The following is a 17,954-nucleotide window of genomic DNA, read 5'->3' on the forward strand; positions in this document are numbered from 1 at the left end:
GGACATGCGCGTGGCGATCGTGGGGATGTCGGTTCTGCTGCCCGGCGCCCCCGACCTCGCGGCGTACTGGCGCAACCTCGCCGGCGGCGTCGACGCGATCACCGAGGTGCCGCCGGAGAAGTGGGACGTGGTCCACTACGCGCCGGACGAGCGCCGCGCCGACCGGGTCTACTGCCGGCGCGGCGGGTTCGTCGACGAACTGGCCGAAGTGGACGTCACGGGGTTCGGGATCATGCCGAACTCCGTGTCCGCCACCGAACCCGACCAGCTGATCGCGCTGCGGGTCGCGGCGCAGGCCATCGCGGACGCGGGCGGGCCCGGCCGCCTGCCCGCGGACCGGGCGAAAGTCGGCGTCGTGCTCGGGCGCGGCGGCTACCTGACGCCCGGGCTGGTCCGGCTCGACCAGCGCGTCCGGACCGCGAGCCAGCTCGTCCGCACGCTCGGCGAGCTGCTGCCGGACCTGGACGAAGAACGGCTCGACGCCGTCCGCCAGGCCTTCACCGACCAGCTCGGCCCGGAAGCCCCCGAGTCCGCGATCGGGCTCGTGCCCAACCTCGCCGCGTCGCGGTTGGCCAACCGCCTCGACCTCCGCGGTCCCGCGTACACCGTGGACGCCGCCTGCGCGTCCTCGCTGATCGCCGTCGACCACGCCGTGCGGGAGCTCGCCACCGGACGCTGCGACGTCGTGTTGGCCGGCGGCGTCCACCACTGCCACGACATCACGTTCTGGAGCGTGTTCACGCAGCTCGGCGCGCTGTCGCCGTCCGAGCGCATCCGGCCGTTCCACCGCGACGCCGACGGCGTGCTGATCGGCGAGGGCACCGGCGTCGTCGTGCTCAAGCGCCTGGCCGACGCCGAACGGGACGGCGACCGCGTCTACGCCGTGATCAGCGGCACCGGCGTCGCCTCCGACGGCCGCACCGCGAGCCTGGCCAACCCGGACTCCGGCGGCCAGGTCCGGGCGGTGCGCCAGGCGTGGGCGGCCGCGGGCCTGGACCCGGCCGCGCCGGACTCGATCGGGCTGCTGGAAGCGCACGGCACCGCGACCCCGGCCGGCGACGCGGCCGAGCTCGCGACCTTGGCGGAGGTCTTCGGCAGCGCGGGCGCCGCGGTGCTCGGCTCGGTCAAGTCGATGATCGGGCACACGATGCCCGCCGCCGGGATCGCCGGCCTGGTCAAGGCCGCGCTGGCCGTGCACCACGGCGTCCTGCTGCCCACCCTGCACTGCGACGACCCGCACCCGATGCTCGCGAAGACCCGGTTCTCGACTTTGGACACCGCGCGCCCGTGGGACGCCGACGTGCGCCGGGCCGGGGTCAACGCGTTCGGGTTCGGCGGGATCAACGCCCACGTCGTCCTCGAACAGGCGCCCGGGCGCGTGACGCCGGTCGTCGTCCGGGAGCCCGAACGCGTGCTGCGGCTCGCGGCCCGGAACGTCGACGAGCTGCGCGACCTGCTGGACCGCCCTGGATCACGCGGGACCGGCGACGGTCCCGTCCGGCTGGGCATCGTCGACCCAACGGAGAAGCGGCTGGCACTGGCCCGCAAGGCGGTCGGCCGGGGGAAGCCCTGGCGCGGCCGCAACGACGTCTGGTTCGCCGACCGCCCGCTGCTCGGGCCGGGCGGCGGCAAGGTCGCCTTCCTGTTCCCCGGCCTGGAGTCGGAACTGGCGCTCAACTGCGGTGACGTCGCCCGCCACTTCGGGCTGCCGTGGGACCACGACGACGTCGAGGTCGGCGACGTGGGCCGCCAGGGTGCCGCGGTGTTCGAACTGGGCCGCCTGCTGAACTCCGCGCTCGGCCGGCTGGGCGTCACCCCGGACGCCGTCGCCGGGCACAGCCTGGGGGAGTGGACGGCGATGGCCGTCGCCGGCCTGCACGCCGAAGCCGAGGTCGACGCGTTCCTCGCCGGGTTCGACCCGGACGCGCTCGTCGTCCCCGGCCTCGCCTTCGCCGCGATCGGCGCCCCCGCGCCCCGCGTGCTCGACGAGCTGGCGGGCCGCGACGACGTCGTGCTCTCCCACGACAACTCACCGAACCAGGCCATGGTCTGCGGTCCGGCGGCGGCGGTCGACACGCTCGTGACGCGCTTCCGGGACGCCGGGATCGTGGCCCAGGTGCTGCCGTTCCGGTCCGGGTTCCACACGCCGATGCTGCGGCCCTACCTCGACCCGATCCGCGAGGCGGCCGCCGGGTTCACCCTGCACCCGCCGACGCTGCCGATCTGGTCGGCGACCACGGTGGCGGAGTACCCGGTCGCCGAAGCGGACGTCCGGGACCTGTTCGTGCGGCACCTGCTGGAACCGGTCCGGTTCCGGCCGCTGGTGCGCGCCCTGCACGCGGCCGGCTTCCGGGCGTTCGTGCAGGTCGGCGCGGGACAGCTCGGCTCACTGGTCGGCGACACCCTGCACGGCGAAGACCACCTCGTCGTGGCCGCGCACTCCGCGCACCGGCCCGGCCTGGCCCAGCTGCGGCGGGTCGCGACGGCGCTGTGGGCCGACGGCGCCGACATCGACTTCTCGCGGCTGCCCGGCGACCGCCCGGCCCCGCAGCGGGCCGTCAAGCTGGATCTCGGCGGCCGCCTGATCTCCCTCGACGACGAGGTCCGCGCGCGGATCGCGCTGCCGGCCACCCGGACGTCCACTGTGGACAGTCTGGCCGGCAAGGGGCCCCTCGCCGCCGAGTTCGCCGCGCTGCTCGCCGACACCGCCGAGCTGGCGTCCACCGTGCTCTCCGGCCGTTCTGCCCCGAAGAAGCAGCTCCCGCCGCCGAAGGACCTCGACACCACGCTCACCGTGTCCGTCGAGACCATGCCGTACCTGCTGGACCACTGCTTCTTCAAGCAGCCGGCCCAGGCCGACCCGGGTGACCGCTGGCCGGTCGTGCCTGCGACGACGGTGATCGACCACCTGATGGGCTTCGCCGAGCAGGCCGCGCCCGGCCGCCGCGCGGTCGCGGTGCACGACGTCCGGCTGACCAAGTGGATCACGGCGGTGCCGGCGGTCACGGTCGGCGTGCGCGTCCGGGCGCAGGGCCCCGGCCGCGTGCTCGCGGTCGTCGACGGCTACTCCCAGGCCACCGTCGAGCTCGCCCCGGCCTACCCGGCGGACGCGCCCGCGCCGTGGCGGTTCCCGGCGTCGGCCGAGCAGGTGCCGGAGACCACGGCGGCGCAGCTGTACGACGAACGCTGGATGTTCCACGGCCCGCTCTTCCAGGGCGTCAGCGAGCTGACCGCGGTCGGCGAACGGCACGTCCGCGCCGTGCTGACGACGCCGGCCGCGCCCGGCGCGCTGCTCGACAACGTCGGCCAGGTGCTCGGCTACTGGATCATGTCCCGGCTGGCCGAACGCACCACCGTCTTCCCGGTCGGCATGCGCGAGATCCGGTTCCACGGCCCGCGGCCGGCGCCGGGGGAGCGGCTGGAGTGCCTGGTCAAGATCACGGCGCTGACCGGCGAGTTCCTCGACGCCGACATGCAGCTCGTCCACGGCGGACGGGTCTGGGCCGAGTTCACCGGCTGGCGCGACCGCCGGTTCGACAGCACCCCGCACATCCGCCAGGCCGACCGGACGCCGGAGCGTTCGACGCTGTCGCGGGAGCAGCCGGGCGGCTGGGCGCTGGTCCACGAGCAGTGGCCGGACCTGGCGACCCGCGAGCTGATCATGCGCAACTACCTCGCCGGCGCCGAGCGCGACGCCTACGACCAGCGGCCGCCGCGCGGACGGCGCCAGTGGCTGCTCGGCCGGATCGCGGCGAAGGACGCCGTCCGCCAGTTCCTCTGGGCCGGTGGCGAACCCGAGATGTTCCCGGCGGAGCTGCGCATCGGCAACGACGACGCGGGCCGTCCCCACGCGACCGGAGCGTACGGCCGTGAGCTGCCCCCGCTGACGGTTTCCCTCGCCCACCGCGGCGAAGTCGGCGTGGCGATCGCCCGCAATGGACCTTGCGGCATCGACGTCGAAGAGGTCGCCCCGCGCGCGGAGTCCACTGTGGACGCCGCACTCGGCGCCGGCGAGCAGGCCCTGTTCGCCGGCCTGACCGGCGACCCGGAACGCTGGTTCGCCCGGTTCTGGACCGCCAAGGAAGCCGTGGCGAAGCTGCTCGGCACCGGCCTGCGCGGCGAGCCCCGGAACTTCGAAGTCGTCGCCGCGGCGGCGGACGCGCTCACCGTGCGCGCCGCCGGAACCGACCACGCCGTGCACTGCGCCGACGTCGACAGCCTGCCCGGCGCGCCACCGCGCCACTACGTCGTCGCCTGGACCGAAGAGATGAAGGAGACCGCGGAATGAGCATCGAGACCACGGCAACGGACGAGTCGACCGTGCTCGCGCGGCTCAGCGGGATGCTGCAGGAGCTCTTGGAGGAGTACGGCCTCGACGACGCCGAGATCACCATGGACACGACGTTCCACGACGACCTCGAGCTGGAGAGCGTCGACCTGGTGGCCCTGTCCGGGCAGCTGCGCGAGCACTACGGCGAGCGCGTCAACTTCGCGACGTTCATCGCCGAGCGCGACCTCGAGGAGATCATCGCGCTGACCGTCGGCGAGCTGGTCCGCTACATCGTGACCTCCCTGCGGGCGACGGCGTGAGCAAGATCCGCGCGGGCGAGCTGGACGTGCACGTCCAGCGACTCTCCCCGGACGTCCCGCTCGACGGCGACGCGCCGATCGTCGTGTGCGTCCACGGGCTGCTCACCGACAGCCTCGCCAGCTACTACTTCACCCTCGGCCCGGCGTTCGCCGAACGCGGGCTCGACGTGCTGATGTACGACCTGCGCGGGCACGGCCGCACGACGCGCCCGGCGTCCGGCTACCACCTCGAGGAGTTCGTCGGCGACCTCGTCGCGGTCCTCGACGCGAGCGGGGTCACGCGGCCGGTGCACGTCATCGGCAACTCGTTCGGCGCATCCGTGGCCTTCGGACTGGCCGCCGCCCGGCCCGACCGGGTCGCCAGCGTCATCGTGATCGAAGGCGAACCGCCGACCGAAGAGTGGACGCGGCACATGGCCGACGGGCTCGCCGACGCCAAGACCCGGCTCGCGATCGACGAGGTGATCGGCTGGATCGCCGACAACCACGGCGCGCACACCGCGCGGCTGTCGAAGGCGGCGAACAAGATCCTCCAGACCACCACGATCGCCGAGGACATACCGCGCAGCGCGACGATCGCCGCCGACCTCTCGGCCGTGCGCTGCCCGGTGTTCGCGATCTTCGGCGGCGACTCGGGCCTCGCCGAGCAGGTGCCGCACTTCGAGTCGCACCTCGACCCCTGCCGCTGCGTCGTGCTGCCCGACCAGGGCCACTCGGTGCTGGTCGAGCGGACCGCCGAGACGATCGACCTGATCTTCGACTGGGTTCGCGACACCTCGCGCGTCCCGCAGCGGGTGCGGTAGTGGCCCGGTTCCTGTTCGTCGTCCCGCCGCTGGTCGGGCACATCAACCCGGCCGCCGGCGTCGCGGCCGAACTGGCCGCCCGCGGCCACGAGGTCGCCTGGGCCGGGCACGACGAGCTGCTGTGGCAGCTGGCCGGCCCGGACGCGCTCGTCTTCTCCTGCGCCCTGCCGGCCGGGGCCCCCGCGCGCCCGGCCGGGCTCAAGGGACCGGCCGCGCTGCGGTTCCTCTGGGAGGACTTCCTCGTCCCGCTGGCCGACGAGATGGCCCCGGGCGTCGCCGCGGCGATCGACGCGTTCGCGCCGCACGTCGTGGTCGCCGACCAGCAGGCACTGGCCGGCGGCCTGCTGGCCGAGGCACGCGGCCTGCCGTGGGTCACCTCGGCGACGACGTCCGCCGAGCTGATCGACCCCCTTTCCGGCATGCCGAAGGTCGCCGAGTGGGTGGGCTCGCTCGTCGCCGGCCTGCGGACGCGGATCGCCGGCGGCCGCGGTTCGGCGGACCCGCGGTTCTCCCCGCACGGCGTGCTGGCGTTCACCACCCGCGAGCTGCTGGGCGCGACCGCGCTCCCGCCGCGGGTGCGGCTCGTCGGACCGGCACTGGGTTCCCGTCCGTCCACAACGGACTTCCCGTGGGAGTGGCTCGACCCGCTCCGGCCGACGGTGCTGGTTTCCTTGGGCACGGCCAACACCGAAGCGGGGGCGAGCTTCCTCGCGACCGCGGCGGAGGCGTTCGCCGGGATGGAGGCGCGGGCGATCGTCGTCGACCCCGGCGAGGTGCTGGGGCCGGTGCCGCCGAACGTCCTGGTGCGCCCGCGGGTCCCGCAGCTGCCGCTGCTGCCGCGGGTGGACGCGGTGCTGTGCCACGCGGGGCACAACACGGTGTGCGAGGCGTTGTGGCACGGAATCCCGTTGGTGGTGGCCCCGATCCGCGACGACCAGCCGATCGTGGCGGCCCAGGTGGTGGCCGCGGGCGCGGGCATCCGGCTGCGGTTCGGCCGGGCCGGCGCGGACCGCATCGCCGCGGCGGTCGAGGAGGTCCTGACCGAGCCGTCGTACCGGCGGGCGGCGGAAACCGTCGCGACGTCGTTCCACGCGGCGGGCGGAAGTGCCGCCGCGGCAGGCCATTTGGAACAGCTCGCCCTGGAAAGCCTGGCCCATTTGAAGCTCTGAAGTCGGCATTTACTTCGAAAAAACACGCGGATACGGTCGAAGACATGACTGTTTCCGTGTGTACCGTCCAAGACGTTCCGGAACTGGTGAAGTCGGCGGAGGCGTTGTTCGCCGAAGACGCGGGGAGCCACGACCCGCTCATGGACCTCGGCTGGCCGGCCCGGGAAGGCGCGGCCTACTACGGCGACCTGGTCACGGATCCGGCCTGCCTGTGCCTGCTCGCCCCGGCCGGGGCCGGCCACCTGATCGGGCGGATGCTGCCGGCCAGCTCGCTGCGTCCCGGCGGGGTGCGGGCCGCGCTGGAGAGCATGCGGGTCGCGGCGGACCGGCGTCGCGAAGGGGTGGGTGAGGAACTCGTGTCCGCGTTCGTGGAGTGGGCGCGCGAGCAGGGGGCGAACGAACTGGTCGTGCAGGCGTACGCGGGCAACGAAGGCGGGATCGCGTTCTACCGGGCGCAGGGCTTCCGGCCGTTCGAAGTGCGGCTGTCGCGTCCGGCCTGAGTGCTGCGGTCCGGACCTTTCCCGGTCCACACTGGGACCATGGGAATCCTGGACAGCCGGGCCGTGGTCATCACCGGGGCCGGCCGCGGCCTGGGGCGGGCCTTCGCGCGGCACGCGGCCGGCAGCGGTGCCGCGGTCGTCGTCAACGACGTCGACGCGGACCCGGCGCACGAGACCGTCGCCGCCATCGAAGCGGACGGCGGCACGGCCGTCGTGAGCGTCGGCTCGGTGGCCGACCCGGCGTACGCGCGAGAGCTGATCACCTTGTGCCGCACCCGGTTCGGCCGGCTCGACGGCCTGGTGAACAACGCCGCGATCGGCTACCACGCCCGGCCGTGGGAGGACGACGACGCCGAGCGGACCCGCGCACTGGTCGAGACCAACGTGCTCGGCCCGTTGCACTGCGGCACGGCGGCGGCCAAGGTGATGGTTGCCCAGGGCAACGGTGTCATCGTCAACGTGACCTCGGGGTCGATGATCGGGCAGCGCGGCGCCGCCGCCTACTCGGCGTCGAAGGGCGCGGTGGCGTCGATGACGTACTCGTGGGCGGCCGACCTGGCCAAACGCGGCATCCGTGTCAACGCCGTCAGCCCGATCGCCTGGACCCGGCTGATGGCCGCCGACCCGCACGGGAACCCGGACGCGCACCCGCCGGAACGGGTGGCGCCGCTGGTGACGTACCTGCTCAGCGACCTCTCGGCCGGGATCACCGGGCAGGTGCTGCGGCTGGCGGACGGGCACCTGCACGCCGTCCGGCAGCCCGCGATCATCCGGCCGGTCCTGCACCAGGACGTCTGGACGGTCGAGGAGATCGCCGCGGCGGTCGAGGGCGAGCTCGTCCTCGAGTCACCGCCGCCGGATCGCTGGACACTCTGACCGGCCCGGACCACCGGAACGGGTGGCTATCCACAGTGGACTACGCGCACTAGCCTCGGAGGCCGAGCGAGGAGGGTGCGGATGACGGCCACCGCGGAGGTCGCCCACCAGCCGGGGCCCGCCCCGCTGAGCAAGGGGCGGGTCAACGCCGTGTTCGGCGCCGTGCTGCTCGGAATGCTGCTGGCCGCGCTGGACCAGACCATCGTCGGCACCGCGCTGCCCACCATCGTCGGGGACCTCGGCGGCGCCGGGCACCTGTCCTGGGTGGTCACGTCCTACCTGCTGGCCGAGACGATCATGACCGTCGTCGTCGGCAAGCTCGGCGACCTGTTCGGCCGCAAGCTGATGTTCCAGCTGTCGGTGGTCGTGTTCGGCATCGGCTCGTTCTGCGCCGGCTTCGCCGACAGCATGACCTGGCTGATCATCTGGCGAGCCGTGCAGGGCCTGGGCGGCGGCGGGCTGATGGTCACCTCGACCGCGCTCATCGCCGACGTCGTCCCGCTGCGCGAGCGCGGCAAGTACCAGGGCGTCCTCGGCTCGGTGTTCGGCGTGGTGACCGTCGCCGGGCCGATGCTCGGCGGGTTCTTCGTCGACCACCTGTCGTGGCGGTGGGCGTTCTACGTCAACATCCCGCTGGTCATCGTGGTGCTGGTGGTCGCGTCGTCGGCGATGCCGAACGCCCGCGCGGCGATCAAGCCGGTGATCGACTACGCCGGGATCCTGCTCATCGGCCTCGCCGCGACGGGCCTGACGCTCGTCACGAGCTGGGGCGGCACGCAGTACGCGTGGGGCTCGCCGACGATCATCGGGATGGCGATCGGCTCGGTGGTCTTACTCGGGGCGTTCGTCTTCGTGGAGCTCAGAGCCGCGGAACCGATGCTGCCGATGCGGCTGTTCCGGAACCCGGTGTTCACCGTCGGCGGGATCATGAGCTTCGTCGTCGGCTTCGCGATGCTGGGCGCTTTGTCCTACCTGCCGACGTACATGCAGTACGTCCAGGGCACGTCGGCGACGTCGTCCGGGGTCCGGCTGCTGCCCATGGTGCTGGCGCTGCTCGTCGCGTCGATCGCCGCGGGCAACGCGGTGAGCAAGACCGGGCGCTACAAGATCTTCCCGCTGGTCGGCGCGGCCGGGATGACGATCGGGCTCTACCTGCTCTCGCGGCTCGACACCGACACCGGGTTCTGGGAGGCGTCGGCGTACATGGCGGTGCTCGGTCTCGGGATCGGGCTCGGCATGCAGGTGCTGACCATCGCCGTGCAGAACACCGTGGACTACGCCGATCTCGGCGTCGCCACCTCGGGTGTGACGTTCCTGCGGTCGATCGGCAGCTCGTTCGGCGCGGCGATCTTCGGGACGGTGTACGCCAACCAGCTGACGCCGAACCTGGCCGCGGCGGTGGCCGCGCACCCGTTGCCGCCGGGTGTCGACCCGCGGGCGATCCAGGTGCCCACCGCCCTGCACGCGCTCCCGGACGCCGTGTCCGCGCCGGTGATCCAGGCGTACAGCGATTCCCTGCACGTGGTGTTCCTCGCCGCGGCGCCGGTCGGACTGGTCGCGTTCGTCCTCGCGTTCTTCCTGAAGGAGGTCCCGCTGCGCGACACGGCGCGGGCGGCGGCACCGGACCTCGGCGACGGCTTCGCGATGCCGGAGGCGCGCACGGACGACCGCGAGCTGGAACGCGCCGTCGCGACGCTGTTCTTCCGCGAACGCCGCGAGGTGGCCCCGGCGATCGTCGAACGGGCCGGGTCGGACCTCGACGAGGGCGGGATCTGGTGCCTGCTGCAGGTCCACCTGCGCCGGCGCCGGGGCGAGCCGGCGACGCTCAAGGCGATCGGCGAGTACTTCGGCGTGCCGGCGTCGGTGCTGGAACCGGCGTTCAACCGGCTGGAGCTGACCGGTCACCTGCGTTATGCCCGTGACCACTGGGAGCTGACCGACGCGGGCCGTGCCGAGTTCGGCAAGGTGGTCAGCGCGTGGCACGACTGGCTCGTGGACCGGCTCGGCGACTGGGGCACGGGCAACCGGGCCGAACTGGACGCGGCGATCGGCCGGGTCGCCGCGAGGCTGCTGGACCAGAGCGCGGAGGTCCGGACCCACGGGCGGCACGCCCTGGCCTGACCCGCGGGTCAGCGGCGCCAGAAGTCGTGGGGTGTGCGGCCCGGCCGGAAGCCGCAGCCCTCGACCAAGGCCGCCGCTTCGGCGAAGCCATGGCCGACCAGTCCCGGCTCGTGGGCGTCGCTGCCGAACGCGACCGCGTCGCCGCCGGCCTCGAACCACCAGCGCACCACCTCGCCCGGCAGCGGCACCTTCGTGTTGACCTCTAGGGCCCGGCCGCTCGAGGCCAGCGCGCGCAGCACTGTCCGGAACTCCTCCTCGAAGTCCGCCGCGGCGAACGGCGGTCCCTCGCCCGGCCACGAGCGCAGCGCGTAGTCGATGTGCGCGAGGACCGCGAAGTCGGCCGTCGACTCGACCAGCCCGAGCACCTCGGCCAGGTACGCCCGCAGGAGCTCGCCGGGCGGCCGTCCCGCGATCACGGTGATCTCGTGGTGGTGCCCGTCGCCGGGCAGGGAGTGGACCGAGCCGAGCACCCGGTCGAAGTCGTGGGCCGCGAGCAGCGCGTCGGCGCGGGGGCGATGCCAGTGCGGCTCGCTCAGCTCCACCCCGGACAGGATCCGCAGCGACGGGAACCGGGACCGGCACTCGTCGACGCACGCCAGGTAGCCCGCGACGTCCAGATCCGGCGGCTCGAGGACGCCGTCCGCGCGCAGCCGCACCCGGAAGTGGTCCGGGAGCAGCGGGCGGACCGGCTCCGGGATCAGCCACGGCGTCAGGTCCGCGTGCTCGGTGAAGGCGACCGACGGCAGCCCCAGCTCCAGCGCCCGTTCGCACGAACCGGTCATCGAGCCGGTGACCGTGTCCCACGACCATTCGGTGTGGACGTGACCGTCCGGCGGCAGGCTCATGATTCCCACCGTAACGCCGGAGTTGGGCTAGCGTCTGGGGCATGGCACAGAAGTCGGCGGCGGTGGAGCTCGAGGTCGGCCCGCACACGGTGCGGATCTCGAACCCGGACCGGGTGTACTTCCCGGCCCGCGGCGAGACGAAGCTCGACCTGGTCAACTACTACCTTTCCGTGGGCGACGGCATCGTCAACGCCCTGCGCGAGCGGCCGTGCATGCTGCACCGCTTCCCGTCCGGCGTGGCGGGGGAGAAGGTCCACCAGAAGCGCGTCCCGAACGGCGCGCCGCCGTGGCTGGAAACCGTCCGGGTGACATTCCCGCGCTACAACCGGCACGCCGACGAACTGTGCGTCACCGAGCTGGCGCACGTCGCGTGGGCGGTGCAGATGTCCACAGTGGAGTTCCACCCGTGGAACTCCCGCCGCGCCGACACCGAGAAGCCGGACGAGTGGCGCATCGACCTCGACCCGATGCCCGACTGCGGCTACGACCGCGTCCGGCGGGTCGCGCACGTTGCCCACGAGATCCTCGACGAGCTCGGCGCGGTCGGCTGGCCCAAGACGTCGGGCGGCCGCGGCTTGCACATCTACGTCCGGATCGAGCCGAACTGGGGCTTCAAGGACGTCCGGCGCGCGGCGCTGGCCTTCGCGCACGAGGTGGAACGCCGGGCCCCGGACGACGTCACGACGACCTGGTGGCGCAAGGACCGCGACCCGCGGCTGCTGTTCGTGGACTACAACCAAAATGCCCGCGACCACACCGTCGCCAGTGCCTACTCGGTGCGCGGCAACCCGGAGGGCACGGTGTCGGCGCCGATCCGCTGGGACGAGATCGACGCCGCCGAGCCCGGCGACTTCACCATCGCCACCGTCCCGGCCCGCTTCGCCGAGCTGGGCGACCTCCACGCCGGCATCGACGACGCCGTCTTCTCCCTCGACCCGCTGCTGGAGTGGGCCGACCGCGACGGCGTCGAGGAACCGCCCGAAGACTGACGTATTTCCGGGCGGGTTCGCGGATCTGCCCGAGGTGAAGATCGTGCTGTCCGGTTTGGACGCGGCCGCGTGGAGCGTGGTCGCGTTGCAGGTGGTCCTCGAACGCGCGGGCCACGAGGTGTGCGTGGCGGCCGAAGCGCTCGAGGCGTGCCGCCGGGAGCGGCCGGACTGCTTGGTGCTGTCCACGACTCAGGGCGCTTCGGGGCTCGACGTGCTCCGCCGCGTGCGTGCGGATCCGGCGTTGACCGGGCTGCCCGTGGTGCTCGGCGGCCGGCTGGACAGCCCGCGCGCGGACCTGCTCGCGTCCGGCTACGACGAGGTCTTCCCGGTCGCCGCCGCGGATCCCGGGGGAGCCGTGGCGGCGCTGCGGGAGTACCTCGGTCAGTCCAAGCGCTCGATGATGGTCGCGTTGGCGAGGCCGCCCGCCTCGCACATCGTCTGCAGGCCGTAGCGGCCGCCGGTCTGCTCCAGCACCGACAGCAGCGTCGTCGCCAGCCGCGCGCCGCTGCCGCCGAGCGGGTGGCCGAGGGCGATCGCGCCGCCGTTGACGTTGACCTTCGCCAGGTCGGCGCCGATCTCGGCCTGCCAGGCGAGCACGACGCTCGCGAACGCCTCGTTGACCTCGAAGGCGTCGATGTCCCCCACCGAAAGCCCGGCCCGGGCCAGTACCTTGCGGGTCGCCGGGATGACGCCGGTCAGCATGTACAGCGGGTCGTCGCCCACGACGGCGAAGCTGTGGATCCGGGCCCGCGGCTGCAGTCCGAGCGCCTTCGCCGTCTCGGAGCTGGTGATCATCAGCGCGGCGGCGCCGTCGTTGATCGGCGACGAGTTGCCCGCGGTGACGTGCCAGCCGAGGTCCGGGAACCGCTGCTCCCAGACGTCGGCGCGGAACGCCGGCTTCAACCCGGCGAGGATCTCCGGGGTAGTGCCTGGCCGGACCGTCTCGTCGGTCGTGACGTCGACGAGCACGCCGTCGGGCCCTGGTGCCTTGAGCGGCGCGACCTCGCCGGCGAACTTCCCGTCGGCCCACGCCTTCGCGGCCCGCTGGTGGCTCTCGGCGGAGAACTCGTCCAGCTGCGCCCGCGTGAAGCCCCACTTCGCGGCGATCAGCTCCGCGCTGATGCCCTGCGGGACCAGGCCGTCCGGGTAGCGGGCGGCGACCTGCAGGCCGAACGGGTCGCGCCCGGCCACCTGGCTGCCCATCGGCACCCGGCTCATCGACTCGACGCCGGAGGCGATGACGACGTCGTACGCGCCGGCGATGACGCCCTGCGCGCCGAAGTGGACGGCCTGCTGGCTGCTGCCGCACTGCCGGTCGACGGTCACCGCCGGCACCGACTCCGGCAGGCCCGCGGCCAGCGCGGCCCAGCGGGCGGTGTTCATGCTCTGCTCGCCGATCTGACCGACCGCGCCGCTGATGACGTCGTCGATCCGGGCCGGGTCGACGCCGGTGCGTTCGACGAGCGAGCGCAGGGCGTGGGCGTGCAGGTCGACCGGGTGCACCCCGGCCAGTGTTCCGTTCGGCTTGCCCTTGCCGATCGGGGTCCGTACCGCGTCGACGATCACCGCGTCCGTCATGGCGTCTGCCTCCTCGCAGATCGGGGATACGTTCGGTATACGCCGGGTGAGTTGGATACCACAACTGACCTGTTCGGCACGTCACAGGAGGTTGACGTGCTAGGTTGGATTTTCAACCCCATGGAGGTGGCATGGTCCGGCGTGGTCGCGAGTGTTCGGTCGCCGAGGCGCTCGAGGTCGTCGGCGAGCGCTGGAGCCTGCTCGCGCTGCGGGAGATCATGCTGGGGGAGCGGCGCTTCAACCAGATCGCCGAGAACACCGGCGCCAGCCGCGACATCCTGGCCGCGCGGCTGCGCAAGCTCGTCGACGCGGGCGTGCTCGAGAAGGTCCAGTACGAGGCCCACCCGCCGCGCCACGAGTACTACCCGACCGAAGCCGGCCGCGCGCTGCAGCCGATCCTGCTCGGCCTGATGGCCTGGGGCGACAAGTACGTCCACCAGGGCGAACCGCCGACGCTGTGGCGCCACGCCTGCGGCGAGGTGCTGGAACCGGCGACCGTCTGCGCCCACTGCGGCGACCCGGTCAACGCGCCGGGCACCCACGCGATCCGGCTGGGTGCCGTGCACTGACCTCGTTCTCCGGAAAGGCCTCCTCGCATCCCCCGCGAGGAGGCCTTTTCGACGTTTGGGCGTTGACTTGAGACCGCCGTCACGGTAACTCTTGAACGAATCAGTGCAAGAACCTGACAACTGAGCGAGAAATCGCGGCAGACGTCAGGAATATCCCGCCCAGCCCTCGACGAAGAGGTGCCCATGACGGCTGTTCCGTGCTGCCCGCGTGCGCCCCCGGACCCGGTCCGCGCGTGTCCCGTTCCCCGGTTGTGCCGTCCCGACGCGTCTCCCTCCTCCCCGGATCAGAGGAAACCCATGAGAACGAAGCGACTTCTGTCGCGTGCGGCGACCTACGCCGCCCTGTCCCTCCTGCTGGCCACCCCCGCCGTGGCCGCGAGCGGCGCCCCGGCCGCCACGCCTTCCGTCCAGGCAGTGCAGCCGGCCGCCGAAGCCGCCGCAGCGACCTACACCGCGAGCAGCCAGCTCGCCGGCTACCCCGTCTCGAACGTCGGCGACGGCAACCAGGCCTCCTACTGGGAGAGCACGAACAACCAGTTCCCGCAGTGGGTCCAGGCCGACCTCGGCGCGGCCACGAACGTCGCCCAGCTCGTGCTCAAGCTGCCGGCCGGCTGGGAGGCCCGCACCGAGACCTTCAACGTGCAGGGCAGCACGAACGGCACCACCTTCAGCGACCTCAAGGCCTCGGCGGGCTACCGGTTCGACCCCGCCACCGGCAACACCGTGACCGTCGACGTCACCGGGAACACCCGGTACGTCCGGCTGAACGTCAGCGCCAACACCGCCTGGCCCGCCGCGCAGCTGTCGGAGTTCGAGGTGCACGGCCCGGCCGGCGGGGACACGCAGCCGCCGTCGGCGCCCGCCAACCTCGCCTACACGCAGCCGGCGAGCGGCCAGATCCGGCTCACCTGGTCGGCCTCCACCGACAACACCGGGGTCGCCGGCTACGACGTCTACGCCAACGGCCAGCTCCGCGGCAGTGTCGCCGGGACGGTCCTGACCTACACCGACAGCCAGCCGGACGGCACGACCGTCGCCTACTACGTCCGCGCTCGCGACGCGGCCGGCAACCAGTCGGGCACCAGCAACACCGTGACGCGCACCGGCACTCAGGCCGGCACGAACCTCGCGGTGGGCAAGCCGATCACGGCGTCCTCGACGGAGTTCACCTTCGTCGCGGCCAACGCCAACGACAACTCGACCAGCACCTACTGGGAGGGCGGCGGCGGGACCTACCCGAACCTGCTGACCGTCGCGCTCGGCTCGAACGCCGACCTCAACCAGGTCGTCGTGAAGCTCGACCCGGACGCGTCCTGGGGCCCGCGGACCCAGACGATCGCCGTCGAAGGCCGTGACCAGAGCGGGACCGCGTTCACCACGCTGTCCGCCGCGCAGACCTACAGCTTCAACCCGTCGTCCGGCAACACCGTGACGATCCCGCTGAGCGGCCGGGCCGCCGACGTCCGGCTGCGCGTCACCGCCAACTCCGGTGCCGGCGGCGGGCAGGCCGCGGAGTTCCAGGTCTTCGGCGTCCCCGCGCCGAACCCCGACCTGACGGTTTCGGGTGTGTCCTGGTCGCCGCAGAACCCCGTCGAGACCGACGCGATCACCGCGTCGGCGACCGTCCGCAACGCCGGGACGGCGGACTCGGGCGCGACGAACGTCAACCTCTACCTGGGGACGACGAAGGTCGGCACCGCGAACGTCGGGGCGCTGGCCGCCGGCGCGTCGGCGACGGTGTCGGCGAACATCGGCACCCGGGACGCGGGCAGCTACCAGCTGACGGCGAAGGTCGACGAGGCCAACGCCGTCATCGAACAGAACGAGGCCAACAACTCCTACACCGCGTCGACGGCGCTGGTCGTCAGCCCGGTGCAGAGCTCCGACCTCGTCGCGGCCACGGCGTGGTCGCCGAACAACCCGTCCGCGGGCAACACGGTCACGTTCAGCACGACCCTGCGCAACCAGGGGACGGTCGCTTCGGCGGGTGGTGCCCACGGCGTCACGGTGACGATCGCCGACCAGAACGGCACCGTCGTCAAGACGCTCAGCGGGACGTACACGGGCGCCATCGCCGCGGGAGCCACCGCTTCGCCGGTGAACGTCGGTACGTGGACCGCGGCCAACGGCCGGTACACCGTCAAGACGGTCGTCGCGAACGACGCCAACGAGCTGCCGGTGAAGCAGGCCAACAACACCAGCACGCAGGCGCTGTTCGTCGGCCGGGGCGCGAACATGCCCTACGACATGTACGAGGCCGAGGACGGCGTCGTCGCCGGCGGCGCGTCGGTGGTCGGGCCGAACCGCACGATCGGCGACCTCGCGGGCGAGGCGTCGGGCCGCAAGGCCGTGACGCTGAACTCGACCGGCTCGTCGGTGGAGTTCACGACCCGCGCGTCGACCAACACCCTGGTCACCCGGTTCTCCATCCCGGACTCCGCGGGCGGCGGCGGGCAGAACTCGACGCTGAACGTCTACGTCGACGGCACGTTCCTCAAGGCCATCGACCTGACCTCGCACTACGCGTGGCTCTACGGCGCCGAAACCGGCCCGGGGAACTCGCCGGGCGCCGGGCCGCGCCACATCTACGACGAGGCCAGCGCGATGCTCGGCACCACCGTGCCCGCCGGGCACAAGATCAAGCTGCAGAAGGACGCGGCCAACAGCACGAACTACGCGATCGACTTCGTGAACTTCGAGCAGGCCACCGCGACCGCCAACCCGGACCCGGCGCACTTCGCGGTCCCGGCCGGGTTCACGCAGCAGGACGTGCAGGCCGCGCTCGACAAGGTCCGGCAGGACACGACGCTCACCGGCGTCTACCTGCCGGCCGGGAACTACGCGCTGTCGAGCAAGCTGAACGTCTACGGCAAGGCCGTCACGGTCACCGGCGCCGGGCCGTGGTTCACGAAGTTCTCCGCGCCTTCGGGCCAGGAGAACACCGACATCGGCATCGACGTGCAGCCGACCGCGAACGGCTCGACGATCAGCGGGTTCGCGGTGTTCGGGAACTACACCTCCCGCATCGACGGCCCCGGCAAGGTGTTCAACCTGGCGAACGTCGCCAACCTGACGATCGACAACATCTGGGTGGAGCACCAGGTGGTCATGGTCTGGGGCACCAACGTGGACAACACCACGATCAAGAACTCCCGGATCCGCGACACCTTCGCCGACGGGATCAACCTCACGAACGGGAGCACCGGCAACCACGTCACCAACGTCGAGGCCCGGTCGACCGGCGACGACAGCTTCGCGCTGTTCGCCGCCACGGACATCAACCAGGGCAACCAGTACGACAACGTGTTCGAGAACCTGACTTCGCTCACTCCGTGGCGCGCGGCCGGGCTGGCGGTCTACGGCGGGTACAACAACACCTTCCGCAACCTCTACATCGCGGACACGCTGACGTACTCGGCGATCACGATCAGCTCGCTCGACTTCGGCTACCCGTTCCTCGGGTTCGGGCCGCAGCAGACGACGGTCCAGAACGCCTCGCTCGTCCGGGACGGTGGCCACTTCTGGGGCCAGCAGACGTTCCCGGCGATCTGGCTGTTCTCGGCGTCGAAGGAGTTCCGCGGTATCCGGGTGTCCGACGTGGACATCCAGAGCCCGACCTACAGCGGCATCATGTTCCAGACCAACTACGTCGGCGGGCAACCGCAGAACACGGTCCAGGACACGGTGCTGACGAACGTGTCGATCACCGGCGCCCACCGCAGCGGTGACCAGTTCGACGCGAAGTCCGGGATCGGGATCTGGGCCAACGAGCTGCCGGAACCGGGTCAGGGCCCGGCCGTCGGCTCGGCGACGTTCACCGGGCTCACGCTGAGCGACAACGACCAGGACATCCGCAACACGACGTCCACCTTCACGATCAACCGCAACTGACGTTCGGGCCACCTTGCGGGTGC

General features: G+C 72.3%; 13 protein-coding genes. 11 read left to right on the plus strand and 2 right to left on the minus strand.

Going from position 1 to position 17,954, the window contains the following annotated elements; genetic code table 11:
• Positions 1–4 precede the first annotated feature (4 nt).
• From ACZ7OU_RS31380 to ACZ7OU_RS31410, 7 genes are all read left to right on the plus strand, one after another.
• Entirely contained in the window at positions 5–4,288 is a 4,284-nt protein-coding gene (locus ACZ7OU_RS31380) for a beta-ketoacyl synthase N-terminal-like domain-containing protein (RefSeq protein WP_470257970.1), read from the plus strand.
• Entirely contained in the window at positions 4,285–4,590 is a 306-nt protein-coding gene (locus ACZ7OU_RS31385; protein ID WP_470257971.1) for an acyl carrier protein, read from the plus strand. Before ACZ7OU_RS31380 ends, ACZ7OU_RS31385 begins: the two co-directional genes overlap by 4 nt.
• Positions 4,587–5,393, plus strand: coding sequence for an alpha/beta fold hydrolase (locus ACZ7OU_RS31390; RefSeq protein WP_470257972.1), 807 nt, complete (start codon positions 4,587–4,589; stop codon positions 5,391–5,393). The genes ACZ7OU_RS31385 and ACZ7OU_RS31390 overlap by 4 nt, the downstream gene beginning before the upstream one ends.
• The gene (locus ACZ7OU_RS31395) at positions 5,393–6,562 is read left to right on the plus strand and encodes a glycosyltransferase (RefSeq protein ID WP_470257973.1); all 1,170 of its coding nucleotides are present in this window, start codon (positions 5,393–5,395) and stop codon (positions 6,560–6,562) included. Before ACZ7OU_RS31390 ends, ACZ7OU_RS31395 begins: the two co-directional genes overlap by 1 nt.
• 44 nt (positions 6,563–6,606) lie before the next feature.
• A complete protein-coding gene (locus tag ACZ7OU_RS31400) occupies positions 6,607–7,062 on the plus strand; it encodes a GNAT family N-acetyltransferase (RefSeq protein WP_470257974.1) in 456 nt (151 codons plus the stop codon).
• Positions 7,063–7,101: 39 nt separating this feature from the next.
• Positions 7,102–7,938 carry an SDR family NAD(P)-dependent oxidoreductase gene (locus ACZ7OU_RS31405; RefSeq protein WP_470257975.1) on the plus strand — a complete coding sequence of 279 codons (837 nt, stop codon included), beginning with the start codon at positions 7,102–7,104 and terminating at the stop codon, positions 7,936–7,938.
• An 81-nt stretch (positions 7,939–8,019) separates the two neighbouring features.
• The gene (locus tag ACZ7OU_RS31410; protein WP_470257976.1) at positions 8,020–10,059 is read left to right on the plus strand and encodes a DHA2 family efflux MFS transporter permease subunit; all 2,040 of its coding nucleotides are present in this window, start codon (positions 8,020–8,022) and stop codon (positions 10,057–10,059) included.
• An 8-nt stretch (positions 10,060–10,067) separates the two neighbouring features.
• Here ACZ7OU_RS31410 and ACZ7OU_RS31415 read toward each other — a convergent pair whose 3' ends face one another.
• Positions 10,068–10,904 carry a PHP domain-containing protein gene (locus ACZ7OU_RS31415; RefSeq protein WP_470257977.1) on the minus strand — a complete coding sequence of 279 codons (837 nt, stop codon included), beginning with the start codon at positions 10,902–10,904 and terminating at the stop codon, positions 10,068–10,070.
• A gap of 41 nt (positions 10,905–10,945) precedes the next feature.
• Between ACZ7OU_RS31415 and ligD the strand changes: the two genes are divergently transcribed.
• Both ligD and ACZ7OU_RS31425 read left to right on the plus strand, forming a co-directional pair.
• A complete protein-coding gene (gene ligD / locus ACZ7OU_RS31420) occupies positions 10,946–11,893 on the plus strand; it encodes a non-homologous end-joining DNA ligase (protein WP_470244055.1) in 948 nt (315 codons plus the stop codon).
• Positions 11,894–11,936: 43 nt separating this feature from the next.
• A complete protein-coding gene (locus ACZ7OU_RS31425; RefSeq protein ID WP_470257978.1) occupies positions 11,937–12,344 on the plus strand; it encodes a response regulator in 408 nt (135 codons plus the stop codon).
• Here ACZ7OU_RS31425 and ACZ7OU_RS31430 read toward each other — a convergent pair.
• Positions 12,275–13,471 (minus strand): thiolase family protein, encoded by a 1,197-nt coding sequence (locus ACZ7OU_RS31430; RefSeq protein WP_470257979.1) that lies wholly within the window; start codon positions 13,469–13,471, stop codon positions 12,275–12,277. The two genes, ACZ7OU_RS31425 and ACZ7OU_RS31430, sit on opposite strands and share 70 nt — an antisense overlap.
• 131 nt (positions 13,472–13,602) lie before the next feature.
• Between ACZ7OU_RS31430 and ACZ7OU_RS31435 the strand changes: the two genes are divergently transcribed.
• Together ACZ7OU_RS31435 and ACZ7OU_RS31440 are read left to right on the plus strand one after the other, a co-directional pair.
• Positions 13,603–14,040: a winged helix-turn-helix transcriptional regulator gene (locus ACZ7OU_RS31435; RefSeq protein ID WP_470257980.1), complete on the plus strand. Its 438-nt coding sequence runs from the start codon at positions 13,603–13,605 to the stop codon at positions 14,038–14,040.
• 297 nt (positions 14,041–14,337) lie between these two features.
• Positions 14,338–17,931 carry a discoidin domain-containing protein gene (locus tag ACZ7OU_RS31440; protein WP_470257981.1) on the plus strand — a complete coding sequence of 1,198 codons (3,594 nt, stop codon included), beginning with the start codon at positions 14,338–14,340 and terminating at the stop codon, positions 17,929–17,931.
• Positions 17,932–17,954: the final 23 nt, after the last annotated feature.

The organism is Amycolatopsis sp. NPDC114505, from assembly GCF_055633615.1.

Excerpts from the sequence above, each read along its gene's own strand:
- ACZ7OU_RS31405 (WP_470257975.1), top strand. The coding sequence starts at position 7,102 with ATGGGAATCCTGGACAGCCGGGCCGTGGTCATCACCGGGGCCGGCCGC.
- ligD (WP_470244055.1), top strand. The coding sequence starts at position 10,946 with ATGGCACAGAAGTCGGCGGCGGTGGAGCTCGAGGTCGGCCCGCACACG.
- ACZ7OU_RS31440 (WP_470257981.1), top strand. The coding sequence starts at position 14,338 with ATGAGAACGAAGCGACTTCTGTCGCGTGCGGCGACCTACGCCGCCCTG.
- ACZ7OU_RS31415 (WP_470257977.1), bottom strand. The coding sequence starts at position 10,904 with ATGAGCCTGCCGCCGGACGGTCACGTCCACACCGAATGGTCGTGGGAC.
- ACZ7OU_RS31430 (WP_470257979.1), bottom strand. The coding sequence starts at position 13,471 with ATGACGGACGCGGTGATCGTCGACGCGGTACGGACCCCGATCGGCAAG.
- ACZ7OU_RS31380 (WP_470257970.1), top strand. The coding sequence starts at position 5 with ATGCGCGTGGCGATCGTGGGGATGTCGGTTCTGCTGCCCGGCGCCCCC.
- ACZ7OU_RS31385 (WP_470257971.1), top strand. The coding sequence starts at position 4,285 with ATGAGCATCGAGACCACGGCAACGGACGAGTCGACCGTGCTCGCGCGG.
- ACZ7OU_RS31400 (WP_470257974.1), top strand. The coding sequence starts at position 6,607 with ATGACTGTTTCCGTGTGTACCGTCCAAGACGTTCCGGAACTGGTGAAG.
- ACZ7OU_RS31410 (WP_470257976.1), top strand. The coding sequence starts at position 8,020 with ATGACGGCCACCGCGGAGGTCGCCCACCAGCCGGGGCCCGCCCCGCTG.
- ACZ7OU_RS31435 (WP_470257980.1), top strand. The coding sequence starts at position 13,603 with ATGGTCCGGCGTGGTCGCGAGTGTTCGGTCGCCGAGGCGCTCGAGGTC.